The organism is Methylomonas rapida (assembly GCF_024360925.2).
In the GTDB taxonomy this organism is placed as follows: Bacteria; Pseudomonadota; Gammaproteobacteria; order Methylococcales; family Methylomonadaceae; genus Methylomonas; species Methylomonas rapida.
Map to the genome: position 1 here is coordinate 2,517,039 of NZ_CP113517.1, position 15,956 is coordinate 2,532,994.

Here is a 15,956-nt window from a genome sequence, read left to right on the forward strand (position 1 = left end):
ATGAATGCCGAATCCAGTTTCAATGTGCTGAAAGAGACGACCCGCCTACCCTCGCCGTCCGGAGTCGCTTTAGCCATCATCAAGCTGGTTCAGCGCGAAGACGCAACCGTGCAGCAAGTAGCGCAATTGATCAAATCCGACCCGGCATTGAGTGGGCGCATCCTGGGTTTCGCCAATTCCGCGGCCTTCGGCGCACGCCGCGCCATCGCCAGCGTGGAAGACGCGGCATTCATGATCGGCACTGATGCGGTGCGTAATTTCGCGCTGAGCTTGTCCTTGCTGGATGACAATCGCCAAGGCGACTGCGCGGCATTCGACTATCCCTTTTTTTGGTCCCGCTCGCTGGCGCGCGCCGTTGCGCTGGCGGCATTGACGACAAGAGAACGTTCCGTGCCTCCGGAAGAAGCCTTTACGCTGGGATTGTTGTCCGACATAGGCCGCCTGGCATTGGCCAGTGTCTGGCCGGACGCCTACGGCGAGTGCCTGAAACAGGCCAGGAACAAGCATTTGCTCAAATTAGAACAGGAACGTTTCGCGATCACGCACCGGACTCTGACTGAAATGCTGTTGGCGGACTGGGGCTTGCCGCAACCCTTCCTGGAAGCAACGAAACTGAGTTTTGCCCATGAGGTGACCGAGGCGTCCAGAGTCGGCCGCCTTGCGAGACAATTGATATTTTGCCGGCAACTCGCCAAGTATTGCCTGGCTGACAGCGACAGCCGGGCTGCCCTGATGCCGACGCTGGAAAAAGAAGTGTGTCATCACGCGATGAATGCCGACACCTTGCAACAAGTACTGGATGAAATCGTCGAAAGATGGCATCTATGGGGCAAGGAAATCGACATCAAAACCGATATTCGGTATTCGGAGAGTCGATCGAACGCACCAACAATATCGCAAGCCGCCAATCTGGATTTATTATTGGTCGACGACGATCCCATCATTACCCGTCAATTATCCAAGAAACTCAGCGAGGCCGGGTATCAGGTCGCCGTCTGCCGGGACGGCGAATCCGCACTGAAATACGTCATCCAGCATAGGCCGCCCTTGTTGATTACGGACTGGCGCATGCAACCCATGGATGGCCTATCGCTGTGCAAGGCCTTGCGGAACACGGCGTTTGGCCAAAGCATTTACATCATCATGCTGACTGCCGCCGAAAGCGAGGATGAATTGGTGGATGCCTTCGATGCCGGCATCGATGACTATGTCACCAAACCCGTTAGCGTGAGAGTGCTGTTGTCCAGGCTGCGCGCGGGCCAACGCATTGTCCTGCTGCAACAGGAGGTGGAAAAGGAACGCCGCGATGTCCAACGCTATACCGCGGAGTTGCTCACCGCCAACCGTCGTCTGGAATTGATGGCTCACACCGATATCCTGACCAATTTACCCAATCGGCGCTACGCGCTGAATCGCCTGGCCCAGGAATTTGAAGCGGGACGCCGTTACAATCGCCCGCTGAGCTTGTTGATGCTGGATCTGGATCATTTCAAATCGATCAACGACACCTTTGGCCACGACGCCGGCGACCAGGTATTGGCTCATATCGCGGGTCTGATAAAGCATGCGGTCCGCTCGAATGACATTGCCTGCCGCTTGGGCGGCGAGGAGTTTTTGGTGATTGCCACCAACACGGATGGCGAAACCGCCCTGCTGCTGGCTGAACGCATCCGCGCCACGATCGAAAAAAAACAACCGGCAACCTTAAAGCTGACCCGCCCGATCACCATCAGTATCGGCGTCGCCGGCTCCAGCCCGGTCCTGAACAGTCACAAGGAACTGATGCGGCTGGCGGACAAAGCCCTGTATGCGGTCAAGCAAGGCGCCCGCAACGGCATAAATCTGGCGCTCGCGCATGAGCATTCGCCCTAAAACCAGCGCTGCTCTGGCGAAGGGCTTGCCAGAAAACCGTTCCGGCGGCGATGCCTCGCCCCTGAACGCTGAAGGGCGCGTGACGGCAATACGCGGCAGCGTGGTCGACGTGCGTTTTCCGGGCGATTTGCCCGCGGTCAATCATGCCCTGCGGGCCGGTGAAGACGGACGTGTCATCATCGAAGTCGCTGCTCATCAGAGCCCGGACACGGTGCGCGGCATTGCCCTCACCACGACTCAGGGCCTGTCGCGCGGCGCCCCGGTGATAGCCACCGGCCAGCCCTTGCGAATCCCGGTCGGCAAACGTTTATTGGGCAGAATGCTGAATGTTTTCGGCACCGCCATCGATGGTGGTGAATCGCTGGAAGACGGCGAATGGCGTTCGATTCATCAGCCACCACTTCCCTTGGCCCGGCGTTCGGCCAAACTGGAAATGTTCGAAACCGGAATCAAGGCCATCGATCTATTGTCACCCTTGCAGCGCGGCGGCAAAGCCGGCATGTTCGGTGGCGCGGGCGTTGGCAAGACCGTGGTAATCGACGAATTGATTCACAATATGGCCGGCCGTTATCAAGGCGTCAGCCTATTCTGCGGCATCGGCGAGCGTTGCCGCGAGGCCGAGGAAACCTTTCGCGACATGCGGGAAACCGGCGTGCTGCAGCGCGCGGTGCTGATATTCGGGCAAATGAACGAAGCGCCGGGCGCCCGCTTTCGTGTCGGCCATGCCGCCTTGACCATCGCCGAATACTTTCGCGACGTCGAAAAACAGGATGTATTGCTGTTGATAGACAACATTTTTCGTTTCATCCAGGCCGGCACCGAAGTCTCTGGCTTGATGGGCCGAATCCCGTCCCGCGTCGGCTACCAGCCCACGCTGGCAACCGAACTGGCCGAACTGGAAGAGCGCGTCACCAGTTCGCAAACCGGCGCCATTACGTCGGTGCAGGCGGTTTATGTACCGGCCGACGATTTCACCGACCCATCGGCCAGCCATACCTTCTCGCATTTGTCGGCATCGGTGGTGCTATCGCGCAAGCGCGCCGCGCAAGGATTTTATCCCGCCATCGACCCGCTGGTCTCGAACTCCAAAATGTTGAATCCGGCCGTGGTTGGCGACCGGCACTACCGGGTCGCGGGTGAAGTGCGCCGGACCCTGGCCGAATACGAGGATTTGAAGGACATTATCGCGATGCTGGGTCTGGAGGAACTCTCCGAAGCCGACCGGCGCACGGTCAACCGCGCCCGCCGCCTGGAGCGCTTCCTGACTCAACCCTTCTTCGCCACCGAGCAATTCACCGGCCAAGCTGGCCGCTGGGTAAGCCTGGACGAGACCTTGAACGGCTGTGAACAAATACTCGCCGATCGTTTCGCCGATAGCCCGGAAAATGCCTTATACATGATAGGCGGCATAAGCGAGGCCAGGCTTGATAATGATGGAAATTAGGCCCGAGATGCGCTTGAAAATCGTGTTGCCGAGCGAAGTTTTGCTGGATGTCGCCGTCAGCAAGATCATCGCCGAAGCGGAAAATGGCTCGTTTTGCCTGGAACCCAGGCATATCGATTTCGTTTCCGCGCTGGCGCCAGGCCTGCTGACGTATGTGACCGCTGACGGCGTCGAAAGGTGCGTCGGTATGGACGAAGGCGTTTTGGTGAAATGTGGCCGCGAAGTGCGAATATCGACGCGGGAAGCCGTGACTGGAGACAACCCGGACACATTGAGAGCGGCCATTCTCGATCGCGCGAAACGGCTCGATGAACACGAGCGCGGCGCCCGCGGCGTGCTGGCGCGTCTGGAGGCCGGCGTAGCGAAGCATTTTCTGGAATTACAAAAGAGGCGCTGATGCCCAAAACCGTGAAGCCGCCCAAAGCGCTGGCCGACAACATAGGCGACAAGGCCGTTCGCCGCCGAAAGGCGCGCAACCGGCCCGAGCGTGGTTTGTGGTTTGGACTAGGCATGTTCGGTCTGGTTGGCTGGTCCGTCATGATCCCGACGCTGCTGGGCATTGCCTTGGGCATCTGGCTGGATAAGCAGTGGCCGGGCCGGGTATCATGGACCTTGACGCTGTTGTTTTTGGGTGTGATAGTCGGTTGCCGCAACGCTTGGTATTGGATAGAACGCGAAAGACAAGGTAACGATGATGAAAAATGAGATGGCTTTGATCGCGGAATGTCTGCTGGCGGCGACCGCCGGATTCGGCCTGGGCTGCGTTTTTTTTGGCGGTTTATGGCTGACGGTCCGTCGCGTGCGGAGCTGGCGTTATCCCGCTCTGGGCATGCTGGCAAGCCTGGGTTTGCGGATGGTCCTGGTCGGCGCCGGCCTGTATCTGTTGGCGGATGGTCACTGGCAACGCTATGCGGCCGCATTGCCGGGTTTACTGGTTGCCCGCTGGTGGTGGCTCCGGCGCATGGCCCCCAAACCGCTCGTCCGATGAAGATCAGTCCCGACGACAACATTCTGGCCTGGCTGGGACCACTACCGATTAACGCCACGTTGGCCTACACCTGGCTGGTGATGGCGATCCTGGTGCTGGGCTCCTATCTGATCACGCGGCGTTTGCAGGATATCCCAAAGCTGACGCGCTGGCAAAACCTGCTGGAAATCCTGGTCAGCGGCTTGCGCGAGCAGATACGTCAGGCCAGTTGCCAGGAACCCGGTCCCTATTTGCCCTTCATCGGCACACTGTTTTTGTTCATCGCCACCGCCAACATGCTGGCGATCGTCCCCGGCTACATCCCGCCGACCGCCTCGTTGTCCACCACCACGGCGCTGGCGCTGGCGGTTTTCGCCGCGGTACCGCTTTACGGCGTCGCCCGTAACGGCTTGGGAAATTATTTGGCCAATTATCTGGAACCCACCCTCATCATGCTGCCGCTCAACATCCTGGGCGAATTGTCCAGGACGCTGGCCCTGGCCGTGCGCCTTTATGGGAATATGATGAACGGCACCATCATAGGCGCCATTTTATTGGGCATCGCCCCGTTGTTTTTCCCGATTGTCTTGCAGTTTCTGGGTTTGATTACAGGCATAGTCCAGGCCTATATCTTTGCGGTACTGGCGATGGTGTTCATCGCCTCGGCCCAATCCACTCAAGACAGCCCGACACAAAACCACCATTCAGGAGAAGATTGACATGACAGAGATCACAGCCGACGTCATCGTTGCCGTCGTTTCCATTTTTACCGCCGGTATTACGATGGCTATCGGCAGTATCGCGCCGGCGCTCGGCGAGGGGCGCGCCTTGGCCGAAGCGCTACAGGCCATTGCCCAGCAACCGGACGAGGCCCCAACCCTGACCCGCACACTGTTTGTCGGGATTGCGATGGTCGAATCGACCGGCATTTATTGCCTGGTGGTCAGCATGATCCTGATTTTCGCCAACCCGTTCTGGGATCATTTCATCACCAAGGCCGGAGGTTGACGCGTGCGGATCGACTGGTTGACGGTGGGCGCGCAATGGATCAATTTTCTGGTTCTGATGTGGCTGCTGAAGCGCTTTCTGTATCGCCCCATCATCGATGCCATGGACAGGCGGCAACAAAATATCGAGGCTCGCAGCGAGGAGGCCCGGCTAAGCATCGAGCAAGCCGAACAGCAAGCGCGAGACTATCGTGAAAAACTCACGCAACTGGAGGCGCAACGCGCGAAGCTATTGGCAGAAGCTCGCGAAGAGGCACACAGGGAACGCGAGCGCCTGATCACGGTGGCCCGCGAGGAAACCCAGACGTTGAGCCGGCAATGGCGACGCGAGTTCGAGCGTGAAAAAAACGACCTGCAACGACAACTACAACATCAATTGGGCTGTCTATCCCTCGACACCGCCCGTAAAGCCCTGCAAGACCTGACCGGTCAAGCACTGGAACAGGCCTTGTTCGAGAATTTCCTCGAGCGCCTGCGAGATTTGCCGGACGCCGACAAACGTTTGCTGACGGCCTCCGCCGGGAACCACATCGAGCTGGCCAGCAGCTTTGAACTCAGTCCATCGCTGCGCGACCGGTTTTCGAACGCGGTCAGGGACGTGCTGGCACCGGCTTTGTCCGTCCGCTTCACCTCACTGGCGGATAGTCGATTAGGTTTGCTGCTGTCCAGTCCGAGTTATACCCTGGAATGGCGCTTGGAGCAGTATTTCGCCGATCTGTTGGCGGAACTCGATGGCGCATTCAACGGTACCAAGCCATTCAACACCGATGCTGAATGAAGCACTCAAGGATGCCGCCGCCGTCATGACCCGCCTGCTGGAACGACATAGCGCCGCATTCTCCCTGGTTGAAACCGGCAGCGTCCGTCATGTTGGCCATGGCGTCGCCTGGGTGGACGGCCTGCCTAACGTGCAGGCCCTTGAATTGCTCGAGTTTGCCGGTGGCCAATTCGGTATGGCCTTCGACCTGGATACCGATCAGGTCGGGGTGGTCTTGCTCGACACCAGCCAGGACATCGCCGCTGGCAGCAAGATTCGCCGCACCGGCCGCGTAGCGGATGTACCCGTGGGCAATGCGTTACTCGGTCGTATCGTCAACGCACTGGGTCAACCGCTGGACGAACAAGGTACCTTGCAAACCCGTCAACGCCTGGCAATCGAGCGTGAGGCTCCCGCCATTCTGGAACGCGCCCCGGTCAATCAGCCGTTGCAAACAGGCATCAAGGTCATCGACGCTACGATCCCGATAGGCCGGGGGCAGCGGCAGTTGATCGTCGGCGACCGCCAGACCGGCAAAACCGCGCTTGCCTTGGCCACCATTCTGAATCAACGCCAGCATGGCGTCATCTGCATTTATTGTGCAATCGGCCAGCGCGGCGACGCGGTGGCGCGGGTGATCGATACGCTGCGCGCACAAGGCGCCATTGAGCAGACCATACTCGTCGTCGCGGGCGCCGATGAACCGCCCGGCCTGCAATACATTACCCCTTACGCCGCCACCAGCATGGCTGAATATTTCATGGAACAGGGCCGCGACGTGCTGATCGTTTACGACGACCTGAGCCATCACGCCTTGGCCTATCGGGAACTGTCGCTGTTGTTGCGCCGGCCGCCCGGCCGGGAAGCCTATCCCGGCGATATTTTTTACATCCATTCGCGCTTATTGGAGCGCTCGACCCGGCTGGCGCGCGGCGGCTCTTTGACTGCCTTGCCGATCGTCGAAATCGAAGCCGAAAACCTGGCCGCTTACATCGCCACCAATTTGATTTCGATCACCGACGGCCAGATTTATCTGTCCCCCGAGCTGTTCCACAAGGGGCTGTTACCGGCCGTCGATGTCGGCAAATCGGTGTCGCGGGTCGGCGGCAAGGCGCAATTGCCGGCTTACCGGCTGGTGGCGGGCGCCTTGAAGCTGTATTACGCCCAATTCGAGGAGCTGGAAATGTTCGCCCGCTTCGGTACCCGACTGGACGCCAGAACCCGCGCCCTGCTCGAGCGTGGTAGACGCGTGCGAGAAATCCTCAAGCAACATGAACATACGGCCCTAAGCCCTTTCGAACAAATCGTCGTGCTGCTGGCGGTCACCGAAGGCTTGTTCGACGATCTGCCGCCCGTAAGAATCCCGGAAGCCGAGCAAAGGCTGTGCAGCCTGGTCGTCAGGCAGTTTGGCGACATAGGCCGGCGCATTTATGAAGGCGAATCGCTGAACGCGGAGGATCGCATGGCGATATTGCAGGCCTGCAAACAAGTATCAACCGGCGAGGTTACGGATGGAAACCGCGCAAACACTTAGGCGGCGCATCAAAACCGTGGGCGAATTACACGCCATTGTCCGCACCATGAAAGCGCTGGCAGCGGTCAGCGGCCGTCAATATGAGGCGATATTGAAATCCCTGGAGGATTATGCGCGGCCCGTGGAAATGGGCTTGCGGGTGACGCTGCGTGGCCGCGTGCTGGAGCAAGTGAACCGTGCAAAAAAGCCGGGGCCGCTGGCGGCGGTGATTTTTGGCTCGGATGTCGGATTGTGCGGGCGTTTCAATGAGGAACTGGTCGCCTTCTCGCTGGAACAACTGCATGGCCGGTCGGGAGCAGCCGGCCTAAACATTTTGGCCGTCGGTGCCAGAATCGAAGCGCGCCTTAGCGAACTTGGCCAGCCGGTCTCGGCTATCCTGTCAACGCCAAGTTCGCCGGCTGGCATTGCCGCGGCTGTCGGCCAAATCCTAACCACGCTCGATCTCTGGCAGAAGCAGGCCATAGGCCAGGTCCTGTTGTTTTACAGCCAATCCGGCACTCCCAAACTATTCCCGCTCCTGCCTGTCGATTTGAAGCAATTCGACAGACTCATGGAAGAGCCTTGGCCGTCCAGGGTATTACCTACCTTCAGTCTGGACGCGGAGCGTCTGTTGGCGGCCTTGATACGCCAGCATCTGTTCGCAAGCGTCTATCGCGCCATCGTGGAATCCTTGACGGCAGAAAATCAACTGCGTCTTCGCGCGATGCAGGCCGCGGAAAAAAACATCGAAGAAAAAATGGACGAACTGGTATACGAATTTCGTACCCAACGCCAAGATGCGATCGACGCGGAGTTGCTGGACATCGGCGCGGGCTTTGAGGCAGTGCGCGGACATTAAGCGATTTATCCTAGAAAAATCATTTGGTCCACGAAACACACGAAAATCACAAAAAGTTTCAAACAGTTATCACACCTAAGAGCAGCACCTAACAGGTGAATCGATAAACTTCATAACGCAATGATTTCTTCGTGTATTTCATGATTTTCGCGGACTTACTGCCGTTTTACTCTGAAAGTCATGGTGGGAGCGACGCACAGTCGCGATAAATGGCTTCAATTCGAGACTATGCGTCGCTCCTACAGCTAGAACTTTCATCCACCCACTATGGAGCCCGTCGCAAAAGATGAAAAATGCCTTAACCCGCCGCCCGCCGTAAGAAGGCAAGGATGAGGGGGATATAAAACAGGGATCAGGTTTTTAGCGGAAAAGCTTCAGCTTTTTCCGCTTAACGCCGCCCCGGTTGCCGAAACATCACGGCCGCTAGTGTACATTTTCACGGCTGACCTCATAAGGCACTTCATAAATCGAGGATAGTTTGCGCCTGAATTCGTCGGTAATGGAACGTGCATCCTGCCGGCTGTTGATGACGCGAGGCGTGATCAATATCACGAGCTCATTCTTATCTTTGTTGCGCGTCGTGCTGCCAAACAACGGCCCAATCAACGGAATTTCATGCAGGAGCGGCACGCCAAAGCGCAGATAGTCATTGTTTTCCTTGATCAGCCCGCCCAACACGATGGTTTCTCCGCTTTGAATCGCCACGCTACTCTGAATTTCGCGTTTACTGATGGTCGGGGAATCAATATCGGACGACTCGGTCTGTTTGGCATCGTTAACCGTCTGCAAGATGTCCATTAAAACCAATCCGCCCGCGTTTACGCGCGGCCTGATCTCGAGACTAATACCGGTATCGAGCATATCGATGCCGCTGGTCTGAATGGGGTTGGTTGCATCATTGGTATTGGTCGATTGCGAAGTTCGCATCGGCACCGAGTCCCCAACCTTGATCGAGGCTTCCTGGTTGTTGAGTACCATCAGCGACGGCGACGAAATAACATTGATATTATCGTTTGTCGCGGCTGCTTTCAGGATGGCATTGATGTCCTTGGAATTGCTCGAAAATGCATAGGTAAAACCGCCGCTAAAGAAGCCCTTCGCGATATCGTCAAGCTTGATCCCACTATCCCTGCCGCCGCCGCTGATGAGGTTGTTACCACCATTGTTGTGAGTGATATACCATTGAATGCCATATTCCAGGTCGTCCTTCAAGGACACTTCCACAATCGTCGCATCGATCAACACCTGCAGCGGCAACACATCCAGTTGTTTGATCACCTTTTCGATTTTTGCATATTCTTCCGAATTGGCGACGATGACCAGGGCATTGTTGCCTTCGTCCGGGATGATTTTGACATTGGGCATTTCCGCATTGCTGCTGCCGGACATTCCGCCCGTGGTTCCACCAAGCAGATTGGACGTGGTCGAGCGGTCTTTCGTTCTTGAGTCGCTCAAACTCTTGTCCATCGTGGAATCTTTTGTAGCGCCGCCTTCTTGTCTATTGGACGCCGACAGCGCCTTGCGCCCAGAGGCGATAGACGCCGATTTCGAGCGTCGCGAAGTGCCGCCGCCGAAAATCTGCCCCAAGGTATCGGCCAAGTCAACCGCCGAGACGTGTTGCGCCCGGTAGACGTGCACACCACCACTGGCATCGGCATTGGTGCGATCGAGTCGGTACACCCAGCTTTCGATGTCCTGCAAATATTTGGCGTTATGGGTGATGGCCAGGATCGCGTTGAGGCGCTCTATTTCTATGAAGCGGAAAAAGCTGGTTTGCCCCGTTTTATCATCGTCAGACACCCGCTGGAAAACCTGCTCCAGCTCTTCGATGATTTTCGAGGCATCGACATGCGCCGGCGTGAACAAGGCAAACGAACGCCCTCTCAGCACATCCACGTCAAACGTGCCAACGACTTCCATGACCCTGCTCAATTCGGCGCCAGAACCCGATACTAACAAGATATTGCGATTGGGATCGACATGCACGAGCGCCTTTTCCGGCAACAGCGGTTTCAGTATCTCGGCGATTTCGCTGGCCGCCACATTCTTTACCGGAATGACCCGTGTTTGGTAGCCGGAAGGTAAACGGCTCGTACCCAGCGATTGAAAAGACGCACTGTAAACCGCTTCGTTCGCTGGTTTGATCATGTACATGCCGTCTTCTACCGACAAAGCCGCGTTGTTGACGCTCAACAACATTTCCAGCGTGGGAATCAGCTCGTCTTTGCTGAGCGGTTCCGTGGTTTGCAAGGTAACCTTGCCGCTGACTTGCGGACTGATCGTGTAGTTCTTTTTTAGGATCTCGCTCAAAATGACCTTGGCCACCTCGCCCAGGTCCGCATCATCGAAATTCAGACTGTATTCGCCCTTACCCGTGCCTTTTTTGGCGGGCGTGGCCGATTTGCGCGCGCTGATGCTGGCTTCGTCATTGGGAAAAACTTCCACTTTGGCGGCTTTACTACTGGCGGTTTTGTCTTCAAAGGGCAAGGTCTGACCTTCCTCAATCGGCTTGGCAGCCGGAAGAGGCATTTTTTTATGCAGTTGCGGGCCGATGTATTCACAGCCCGCCACCGTCAAGGCCAGCGCCATTATCAAGGGCGCTTTGCGTGTGTTAACCGTCATTGTTGATATTCTCGGAAGGATTGTTATTTGGCGGTGTTACGTTGGGTTGCACGGCTTTCACGGGAGGTGGCGGCCTTTTCGCCGGCTCGGGTATTTTCCCTTGTTCTCTCGGTTTTCTCAGCATCAAGGCCTTTTCCTGCGCGCCCTGCTGCAAGATCACCCGGTCAAACTGGATCTGTTTCAGCCGCCAGCCAGAAATCATCTGCTGTTCATTCAATTTCAAAAACTTTTTCGCTTCGTTTTGTTTTCGAAACAATGCCCATTGGCGCTTGTCCCTATTATAGATGCCAATCAGCAGCCAATCATCGATTTGTCCGGTTTCCGCGGCCGTTTCCACACCGGTTTCCACGGTTTCAGCCAGGGGTTTTCGCCCTTCGATGAACAAGGGCCGCTCGACGACACCCATGAAATTGCCCGACAGCTGCTTGGGCGGCTCCAGACTGGGCAAGGGCTCGGCCTGGTAATCGGCTGCAATGGTCTGATTCAGTATCTCCTGCAGCTCGCCGCGGCTGAATTCAGCAAAACTCCACTCCACGAACAACGCGAAGAGCAAGATTGCAGCGCTGATCAATTGCCATTTGAAAAGCGTGCGATTCATTGCGTCTGCCCCCGCATGAAACTCACCACTTGAAAACTCACATTCAGCTGTCCGCTCGGGTCGATTTTATTGGTCGCTCGATTGCGTATGCCGCGCACTGGGTTGATGTCCAGTTGATCCACGATCAATATCGGTACCGCCGTTTCCAGTGTATTAAGCACATTGACCAGGGCCTCCATGTTCGCCGTCATGCGCACTTTGACCGCGATGCGAAAGAAACCATCCTCCAACTTGCCCGGCAAGCCCTGCGTGCTGGTCAACTGCCCCCCGGCATCGGCCACGGCGGTCTTGACGATGTTCTGCAATTCGGCGGAGGCCAATGCTTCGGTGCTGCTGGTACTGAAATAACCTTGCTCCTGGAATTGCTGCTTGATGGTCTCCAGGGCTTCGGCAACCCGCCCTTCACGACCCGCAATGGTTTGCTGGCGCTGCAGGCGAAACAGCAAGTCATTTTTTTCTTCGTGGTAGGCCAGGCCGGTCGTCAGCAACGGGAGCAAGACGGCAAAGAGAATGACGCCAATGACGCCGAGCAATAAGCCGACAGCCAGCCAGCGCTGAAAACGGGGATCATTCACCGGCCGCCTCCTCTTCCAGGGCCGCCTCGCCCGCCGGCATGTCTTCTCCGTTGCTTGTTGCGTTGGCCGACCTATCGCTAGCAGATTCACCGTCGACAGCGTCCGTGGAAGCCGGCATCGTGATATCCATGCCGATCTGAAAACGTTCGCGCCCCGTCACCTTGTCCTGCGTCAGCGGTGAAACGAAACTGACGTTGCTGAAGAATTCAGAAGTTTCCAAGGCGGCGATCAGAGCGGATGCGGCGGGCGATTGACCTTGTATTTGCATGTGCTGGCCGGAAAACTGCATGTGCGTCAACCAGGTATCGTCGTTCAACAGATTGCTGAGCTCATTCAATACCGGCAGTAAGGCGGGCGCCTGGCGTTTGGTGTCTATCAACCTTTGCGTTTCCGTGCGCAAAGCATCGATCTCGGTTTGTTGCGCGTCGACGACCTGATTTTGTTTTTCCAATTGCCTGATGCGGGTCTTTAGACTTTCGACGGCCTGGCCTTCCATCCAGACCGGCAAAACCAGCACGCCAAACAGCAATGACAATAACAGAACACTCATCAGCCAATGCGCGGATTGCCTCAATGTACCGCCTGTTTGGCGATAACGCTCCGGCAGCAGGTTATAGGCATTATGGTACTGCGGAAAATCCGTCGTGGTCGGCAGATAATCGACGCGTCGCGGCCGCACGCCCCATGTCTCCAGCAAGGCCAAGGGTTCATCCAGCCGTTTTTTCGGCGCGATGATCAACAATACCTGTAATTGACCGTATCCCGTGTTACCGATGAGGATCGCGCTAAAGTAAACGTGGTCCATTTTGAACGGCGTGTAGCGGTCCAGTTCGAACCCAAGGACTTGTTGCAGGTTTTCCTGTGCCGCGGCGGGCAGGAAAACCGATTTATGCAAGCCATGATCCGCCGGTAAGCGCAATACCAGTTCGGCTTTCTCGATGGCGGGATATTGGTTTTTCAACTGCTGATAATGACCGATGTCGGCTGGCTCGATGCGGCGTTGCGTGACGGTGTTGCCATCATCGTCATAAAACACCACATCGAAACCTTGTCCATTGGGGGTAAAAATGACATTCCCGTGTCGGTCGCGGAGCTGACGACGTAGCGCTTTCGGCGCCAGAAAGGCCAATTCCTTCCCCCACCACTGGAAAAATCCCTTCAGATCAATATCTATCGTCGTATCTAAATTCATCTTGAATCGTGATTACCGCGTATCCCATTGCCTCGTCGAATAACGACGGCCCTTGTACATTTTGTTTCCAGTCGAGTATCTGATAAGGCATGTCCGCTTCGCCGCCCTGGCTTTTCACGACAACCTCCAAGCCGGCGACTGCTTCGCCATGCACCATCGCTTCCGCAAGAATAGTATAGGTTTCGCTTTCGCCAGCCAAGCCAGCTCCAGCTTCAGCATCGCCGTTGGCTTCGCCTGTCTTCGCCAAGCGGTTTTCCAGGGCGACGTCCTGAATGTTTCGTTTTTTCAACTCACTCGCCAGCAAGCTCAATAATTCGGGACTCGCCGTGTTTATATTCACTTCCGCTTGTCCGGAATAAAGGGTAATGAAGGGTTGTATCGCGGTGAATATCGCTTCATTCATGCCCAAGACCAATTGCAACTCCTCGAGCGTCTGAAACGCTTGGTTGCTGGGGCCGTAAGACAATCGTGCCATCTGATACTGCCGCCTTTCCGCGCCCAGCGTCCGGGTGTCGTCATCGGCATCACGCCAATCCAGGATGGCGTTCAAAAGCCGTTGTTGTTCCCAATCATCCTTGACTACCGCGGCGAGCAATGCAGTCAATTGCGTTTCGTTCGAGGTATTGATGTCGATTTTGCCGGCTTCCGACAGAATGCGTATGCGAACCTCGCTGTCTGGCTTGAGCAACCGGTACACCGTGCCATCGGCTTGCCAGCGCAGTTCCGGCTCAGTCTGAGCAAGCATGAATTGAGCCAATATTATACCGCTTTCGGCTTGCGCCAGTGCCTCGGCATTGTTTTTCAACGCCAGGCTAACACTGTTATCCCGGCGCATCGTCATCGCAAAACTGCCGGCCATCAAAGTCAACAAGGTCAAAACCCAGAGTACGATGACCAATGCCAAACCCGACTGGGGCGAGCGAATCAAAGACATGCGCTTACTGGACATCGTCGCTCGTTTCGCCTTCGGCTACCGCCTCCGGGGTGGCAAGTTGTGTGATTTTTACCGGGAACACCATTTCGGGCCAATAACTACCATCGGCGAGAATGATGGAAACCTTGATCAGACTGGGCAAGCGATCGGCCAAGGTCCATTCATCGCGCCACTGCAACTCGGCGACATCCTCTGTTTTACCGAAATAAGAAAATCGTAATTCCTCGATATTTTCCAGCAAGATTTCCGGCCGCGCGGGTGTCGCATCGACTTCCGCATCGGCATCGGCCTGACGATAAGGCGTTAGGTTTACCCATAAGGTTGAAGGATCGTCGGGAGCCAAGGTTATCGTGAAAATCTGCAATCCTTTACGGGCGGAACTGGCGGGTAATGCCGCCACGAAACGCAGGCTCTGCATCAAGCCCTGGAAGGCCTGCTGGCCATCGGCTGCCTGATCGCCCCGCTCATCCAGCATTGGTACCGGACGAATAGTCGTCAGGTGGCGCTTGAAAAACTGGTAAACGACGGCCTTGTTATTCAGTGCGGAAACCTTGCTTTCGCCGGCGTTCCAGCTCTCGGCCGCGATACGCAAACTGGCGAACAGCAAAACCACCATGACGCTCAACAGTGTCATGGCGATCAATACTTCTATCAATGTGAAACCGTTATCGCGAACCGACTTCACAAGGCCGGTTCCCGGAATAGCTTGAGCGCGTGCAATTCCAGCGCACGCTGATTGTCGTCATCCTCGCCCCAACTCACCCTCACCTTGACGGCCATCAATTGCAGCGGAATCGGTGCTTGGTCTTGTTCCTGCTCGGGCCGGGAACCGAATCTTTTGCCGATGAACGCGGGCCCCGCGACCGGCTCCATTCTGACGAGCCAATCGTATTTATCGCCTTCGGTCCCGTAAAACTCGCCGCTCTGCAACGGCGTTTCCACGCCCAGTCGCGCCATCAGTGATTCGGCGATTTGAACCGCCAAGGTGTATTCCTCGGATACGACAGCCGCATTGACGCCGGAACCAAAGATGCGAAGCACGATGGTCAACGCCACTGCCATGATGGCGAAGGCCACCAAAATCTCCAGCAAGGAAAAGCCTTTATACTTGCGCATCGACAGCCTGCCGTGCCACAAAAAATCGAGCAATGCCGGGGATCTTTACAGAAGATATGACGACAGCGCCGGTGATCCAGTTGACATCGATGCGGCGGACTTGCCGGCCCCATTCCAGGGTAATGCGGCCACCGGTCGAGGAACCGTCCGGGAAAAACCGAATGCTACCTTCCCGCTCTTCGCTGAATTCCTCCTCGGCGACGGTCAGCGAAATCTCGATTTGCGCATCCAGTTGGTAGACTTTGTCACGATTACTGATGCGATAACTGTTACCGTCCAGATTGACCGCCACACTGACAGGCTTGCGAGTCACCAGGGCCTGGCCATGGGCATAACGCAAGGCCGATGCGATGTCCCTTGCGGCTGCCTGCAAGCGGGTGCCTGGATTGCCGGAAGAAATATTGCTGCCGACGACCGCAAAGCCCAGCACGCTGATCAACAAGACGATGATCAGCTCCAGCAACGTAAAGCCTTGTTGGCTCTGAACCGCAAACGGCACG

At 56.5% G+C, this 15,956-nt stretch carries 18 protein-coding genes; 10 read left to right on the forward strand and 8 right to left on the reverse strand.

Annotated features, from left to right (window positions below; all coding sequences use genetic code 11):
- Genes NM686_RS11890 through NM686_RS11935 form a run of 10 tightly spaced genes read left to right on the forward strand, consistent with a single transcriptional unit; the run spans position 1 to position 8,419 of the window.
- Entirely contained in the window at positions 1-1,872 is a 1,872-nt protein-coding gene (locus tag NM686_RS11890; protein WP_255188076.1) for a GGDEF domain-containing response regulator, read from the forward strand.
- Positions 1,856-3,316 carry a F0F1 ATP synthase subunit beta gene (gene atpD / locus NM686_RS11895; protein ID WP_255188077.1) on the forward strand — a complete coding sequence of 487 codons (1,461 nt, stop codon included), beginning with the start codon at positions 1,856-1,858 and terminating at the stop codon, positions 3,314-3,316. Before NM686_RS11890 ends, atpD begins: the two co-directional genes overlap by 17 nt.
- Entirely contained in the window at positions 3,303-3,713 is a 411-nt protein-coding gene (locus NM686_RS11900) for a F0F1 ATP synthase subunit epsilon (protein ID WP_255188078.1), read from the forward strand. Before atpD ends, NM686_RS11900 begins: the two co-directional genes overlap by 14 nt.
- Positions 3,713-4,021 carry an AtpZ/AtpI family protein gene (locus NM686_RS11905; protein ID WP_255188079.1) on the forward strand — a complete coding sequence of 103 codons (309 nt, stop codon included), beginning with the start codon at positions 3,713-3,715 and terminating at the stop codon, positions 4,019-4,021. The genes NM686_RS11900 and NM686_RS11905 overlap by 1 nt, the downstream gene beginning before the upstream one ends.
- On the forward strand, positions 4,008-4,304 hold the full coding sequence (locus NM686_RS11910; protein ID WP_269021759.1) for an ATP synthase subunit I: 297 nt from the start codon (positions 4,008-4,010) through the stop codon (positions 4,302-4,304). The genes NM686_RS11905 and NM686_RS11910 overlap by 14 nt, the downstream gene beginning before the upstream one ends.
- On the forward strand, positions 4,301-5,002 hold the full coding sequence (locus NM686_RS11915; RefSeq protein WP_255188081.1) for a F0F1 ATP synthase subunit A: 702 nt from the start codon (positions 4,301-4,303) through the stop codon (positions 5,000-5,002). The genes NM686_RS11910 and NM686_RS11915 overlap by 4 nt, the downstream gene beginning before the upstream one ends.
- A 1-nt stretch (position 5,003) precedes the next feature.
- On the forward strand, positions 5,004-5,291 hold the full coding sequence (locus NM686_RS11920; protein ID WP_255188082.1) for a F0F1 ATP synthase subunit C: 288 nt from the start codon (positions 5,004-5,006) through the stop codon (positions 5,289-5,291).
- Between the two features lie 3 nt (positions 5,292-5,294).
- On the forward strand, positions 5,295-6,068 hold the full coding sequence (atpF, locus tag NM686_RS11925) for a F0F1 ATP synthase subunit B (protein ID WP_255188083.1): 774 nt from the start codon (positions 5,295-5,297) through the stop codon (positions 6,066-6,068).
- Positions 6,022-7,581 (forward strand): alternate F1F0 ATPase, F1 subunit alpha, encoded by a 1,560-nt coding sequence (locus NM686_RS11930; RefSeq protein ID WP_329959141.1) that lies wholly within the window; start codon positions 6,022-6,024, stop codon positions 7,579-7,581. The genes atpF and NM686_RS11930 overlap by 47 nt, the downstream gene beginning before the upstream one ends.
- On the forward strand, positions 7,559-8,419 hold the full coding sequence (locus NM686_RS11935) for a F0F1 ATP synthase subunit gamma (protein ID WP_255188084.1): 861 nt from the start codon (positions 7,559-7,561) through the stop codon (positions 8,417-8,419). The genes NM686_RS11930 and NM686_RS11935 overlap by 23 nt, the downstream gene beginning before the upstream one ends.
- A gap of 423 nt (positions 8,420-8,842) precedes the next feature.
- On the opposite strand, the gene gspD is transcribed toward NM686_RS11935, so the two are convergent.
- The 8 genes from gspD to NM686_RS11975 are packed head-to-tail and all read right to left on the reverse strand — an operon-like array spanning position 8,843 to position 15,955.
- Positions 8,843-11,041, reverse strand: coding sequence for a type II secretion system secretin GspD (gene gspD / locus NM686_RS11940; RefSeq protein WP_255188085.1), 2,199 nt, complete (start codon positions 11,039-11,041; stop codon positions 8,843-8,845).
- Entirely contained in the window at positions 11,031-11,639 is a 609-nt protein-coding gene (locus tag NM686_RS11945; RefSeq protein WP_255188086.1) for a hypothetical protein, read from the reverse strand. The genes gspD and NM686_RS11945 overlap by 11 nt, the downstream gene beginning before the upstream one ends.
- Positions 11,636-12,214 carry a type II secretion system protein GspM gene (gene gspM / locus NM686_RS11950; protein WP_255188087.1) on the reverse strand — a complete coding sequence of 193 codons (579 nt, stop codon included), beginning with the start codon at positions 12,212-12,214 and terminating at the stop codon, positions 11,636-11,638. Before gspM ends, NM686_RS11945 begins: the two co-directional genes overlap by 4 nt.
- Complete coding sequence (locus tag NM686_RS11955) at positions 12,207-13,406, reverse strand: PilN domain-containing protein (protein ID WP_255188088.1); 1,200 nt, start codon at positions 13,404-13,406, stop codon at positions 12,207-12,209. Before NM686_RS11955 ends, gspM begins: the two co-directional genes overlap by 8 nt.
- Positions 13,378-14,340: a type II secretion system minor pseudopilin gene (locus NM686_RS11960; protein ID WP_269021760.1), complete on the reverse strand. Its 963-nt coding sequence runs from the start codon at positions 14,338-14,340 to the stop codon at positions 13,378-13,380. Before NM686_RS11960 ends, NM686_RS11955 begins: the two co-directional genes overlap by 29 nt.
- A 4-nt stretch (positions 14,341-14,344) precedes the next feature.
- Complete coding sequence (locus tag NM686_RS11965) at positions 14,345-15,025, reverse strand: prepilin-type N-terminal cleavage/methylation domain-containing protein (RefSeq protein WP_255188090.1); 681 nt, start codon at positions 15,023-15,025, stop codon at positions 14,345-14,347.
- The gene (locus NM686_RS11970) at positions 15,022-15,456 is read right to left on the reverse strand and encodes a type IV pilus modification PilV family protein (protein WP_255188091.1); all 435 of its coding nucleotides are present in this window, start codon (positions 15,454-15,456) and stop codon (positions 15,022-15,024) included. Before NM686_RS11970 ends, NM686_RS11965 begins: the two co-directional genes overlap by 4 nt.
- Complete coding sequence (locus NM686_RS11975; RefSeq protein WP_255188092.1) at positions 15,443-15,955, reverse strand: GspH/FimT family protein; 513 nt, start codon at positions 15,953-15,955, stop codon at positions 15,443-15,445. Before NM686_RS11975 ends, NM686_RS11970 begins: the two co-directional genes overlap by 14 nt.
- Position 15,956: the final 1 nt, after the last annotated feature.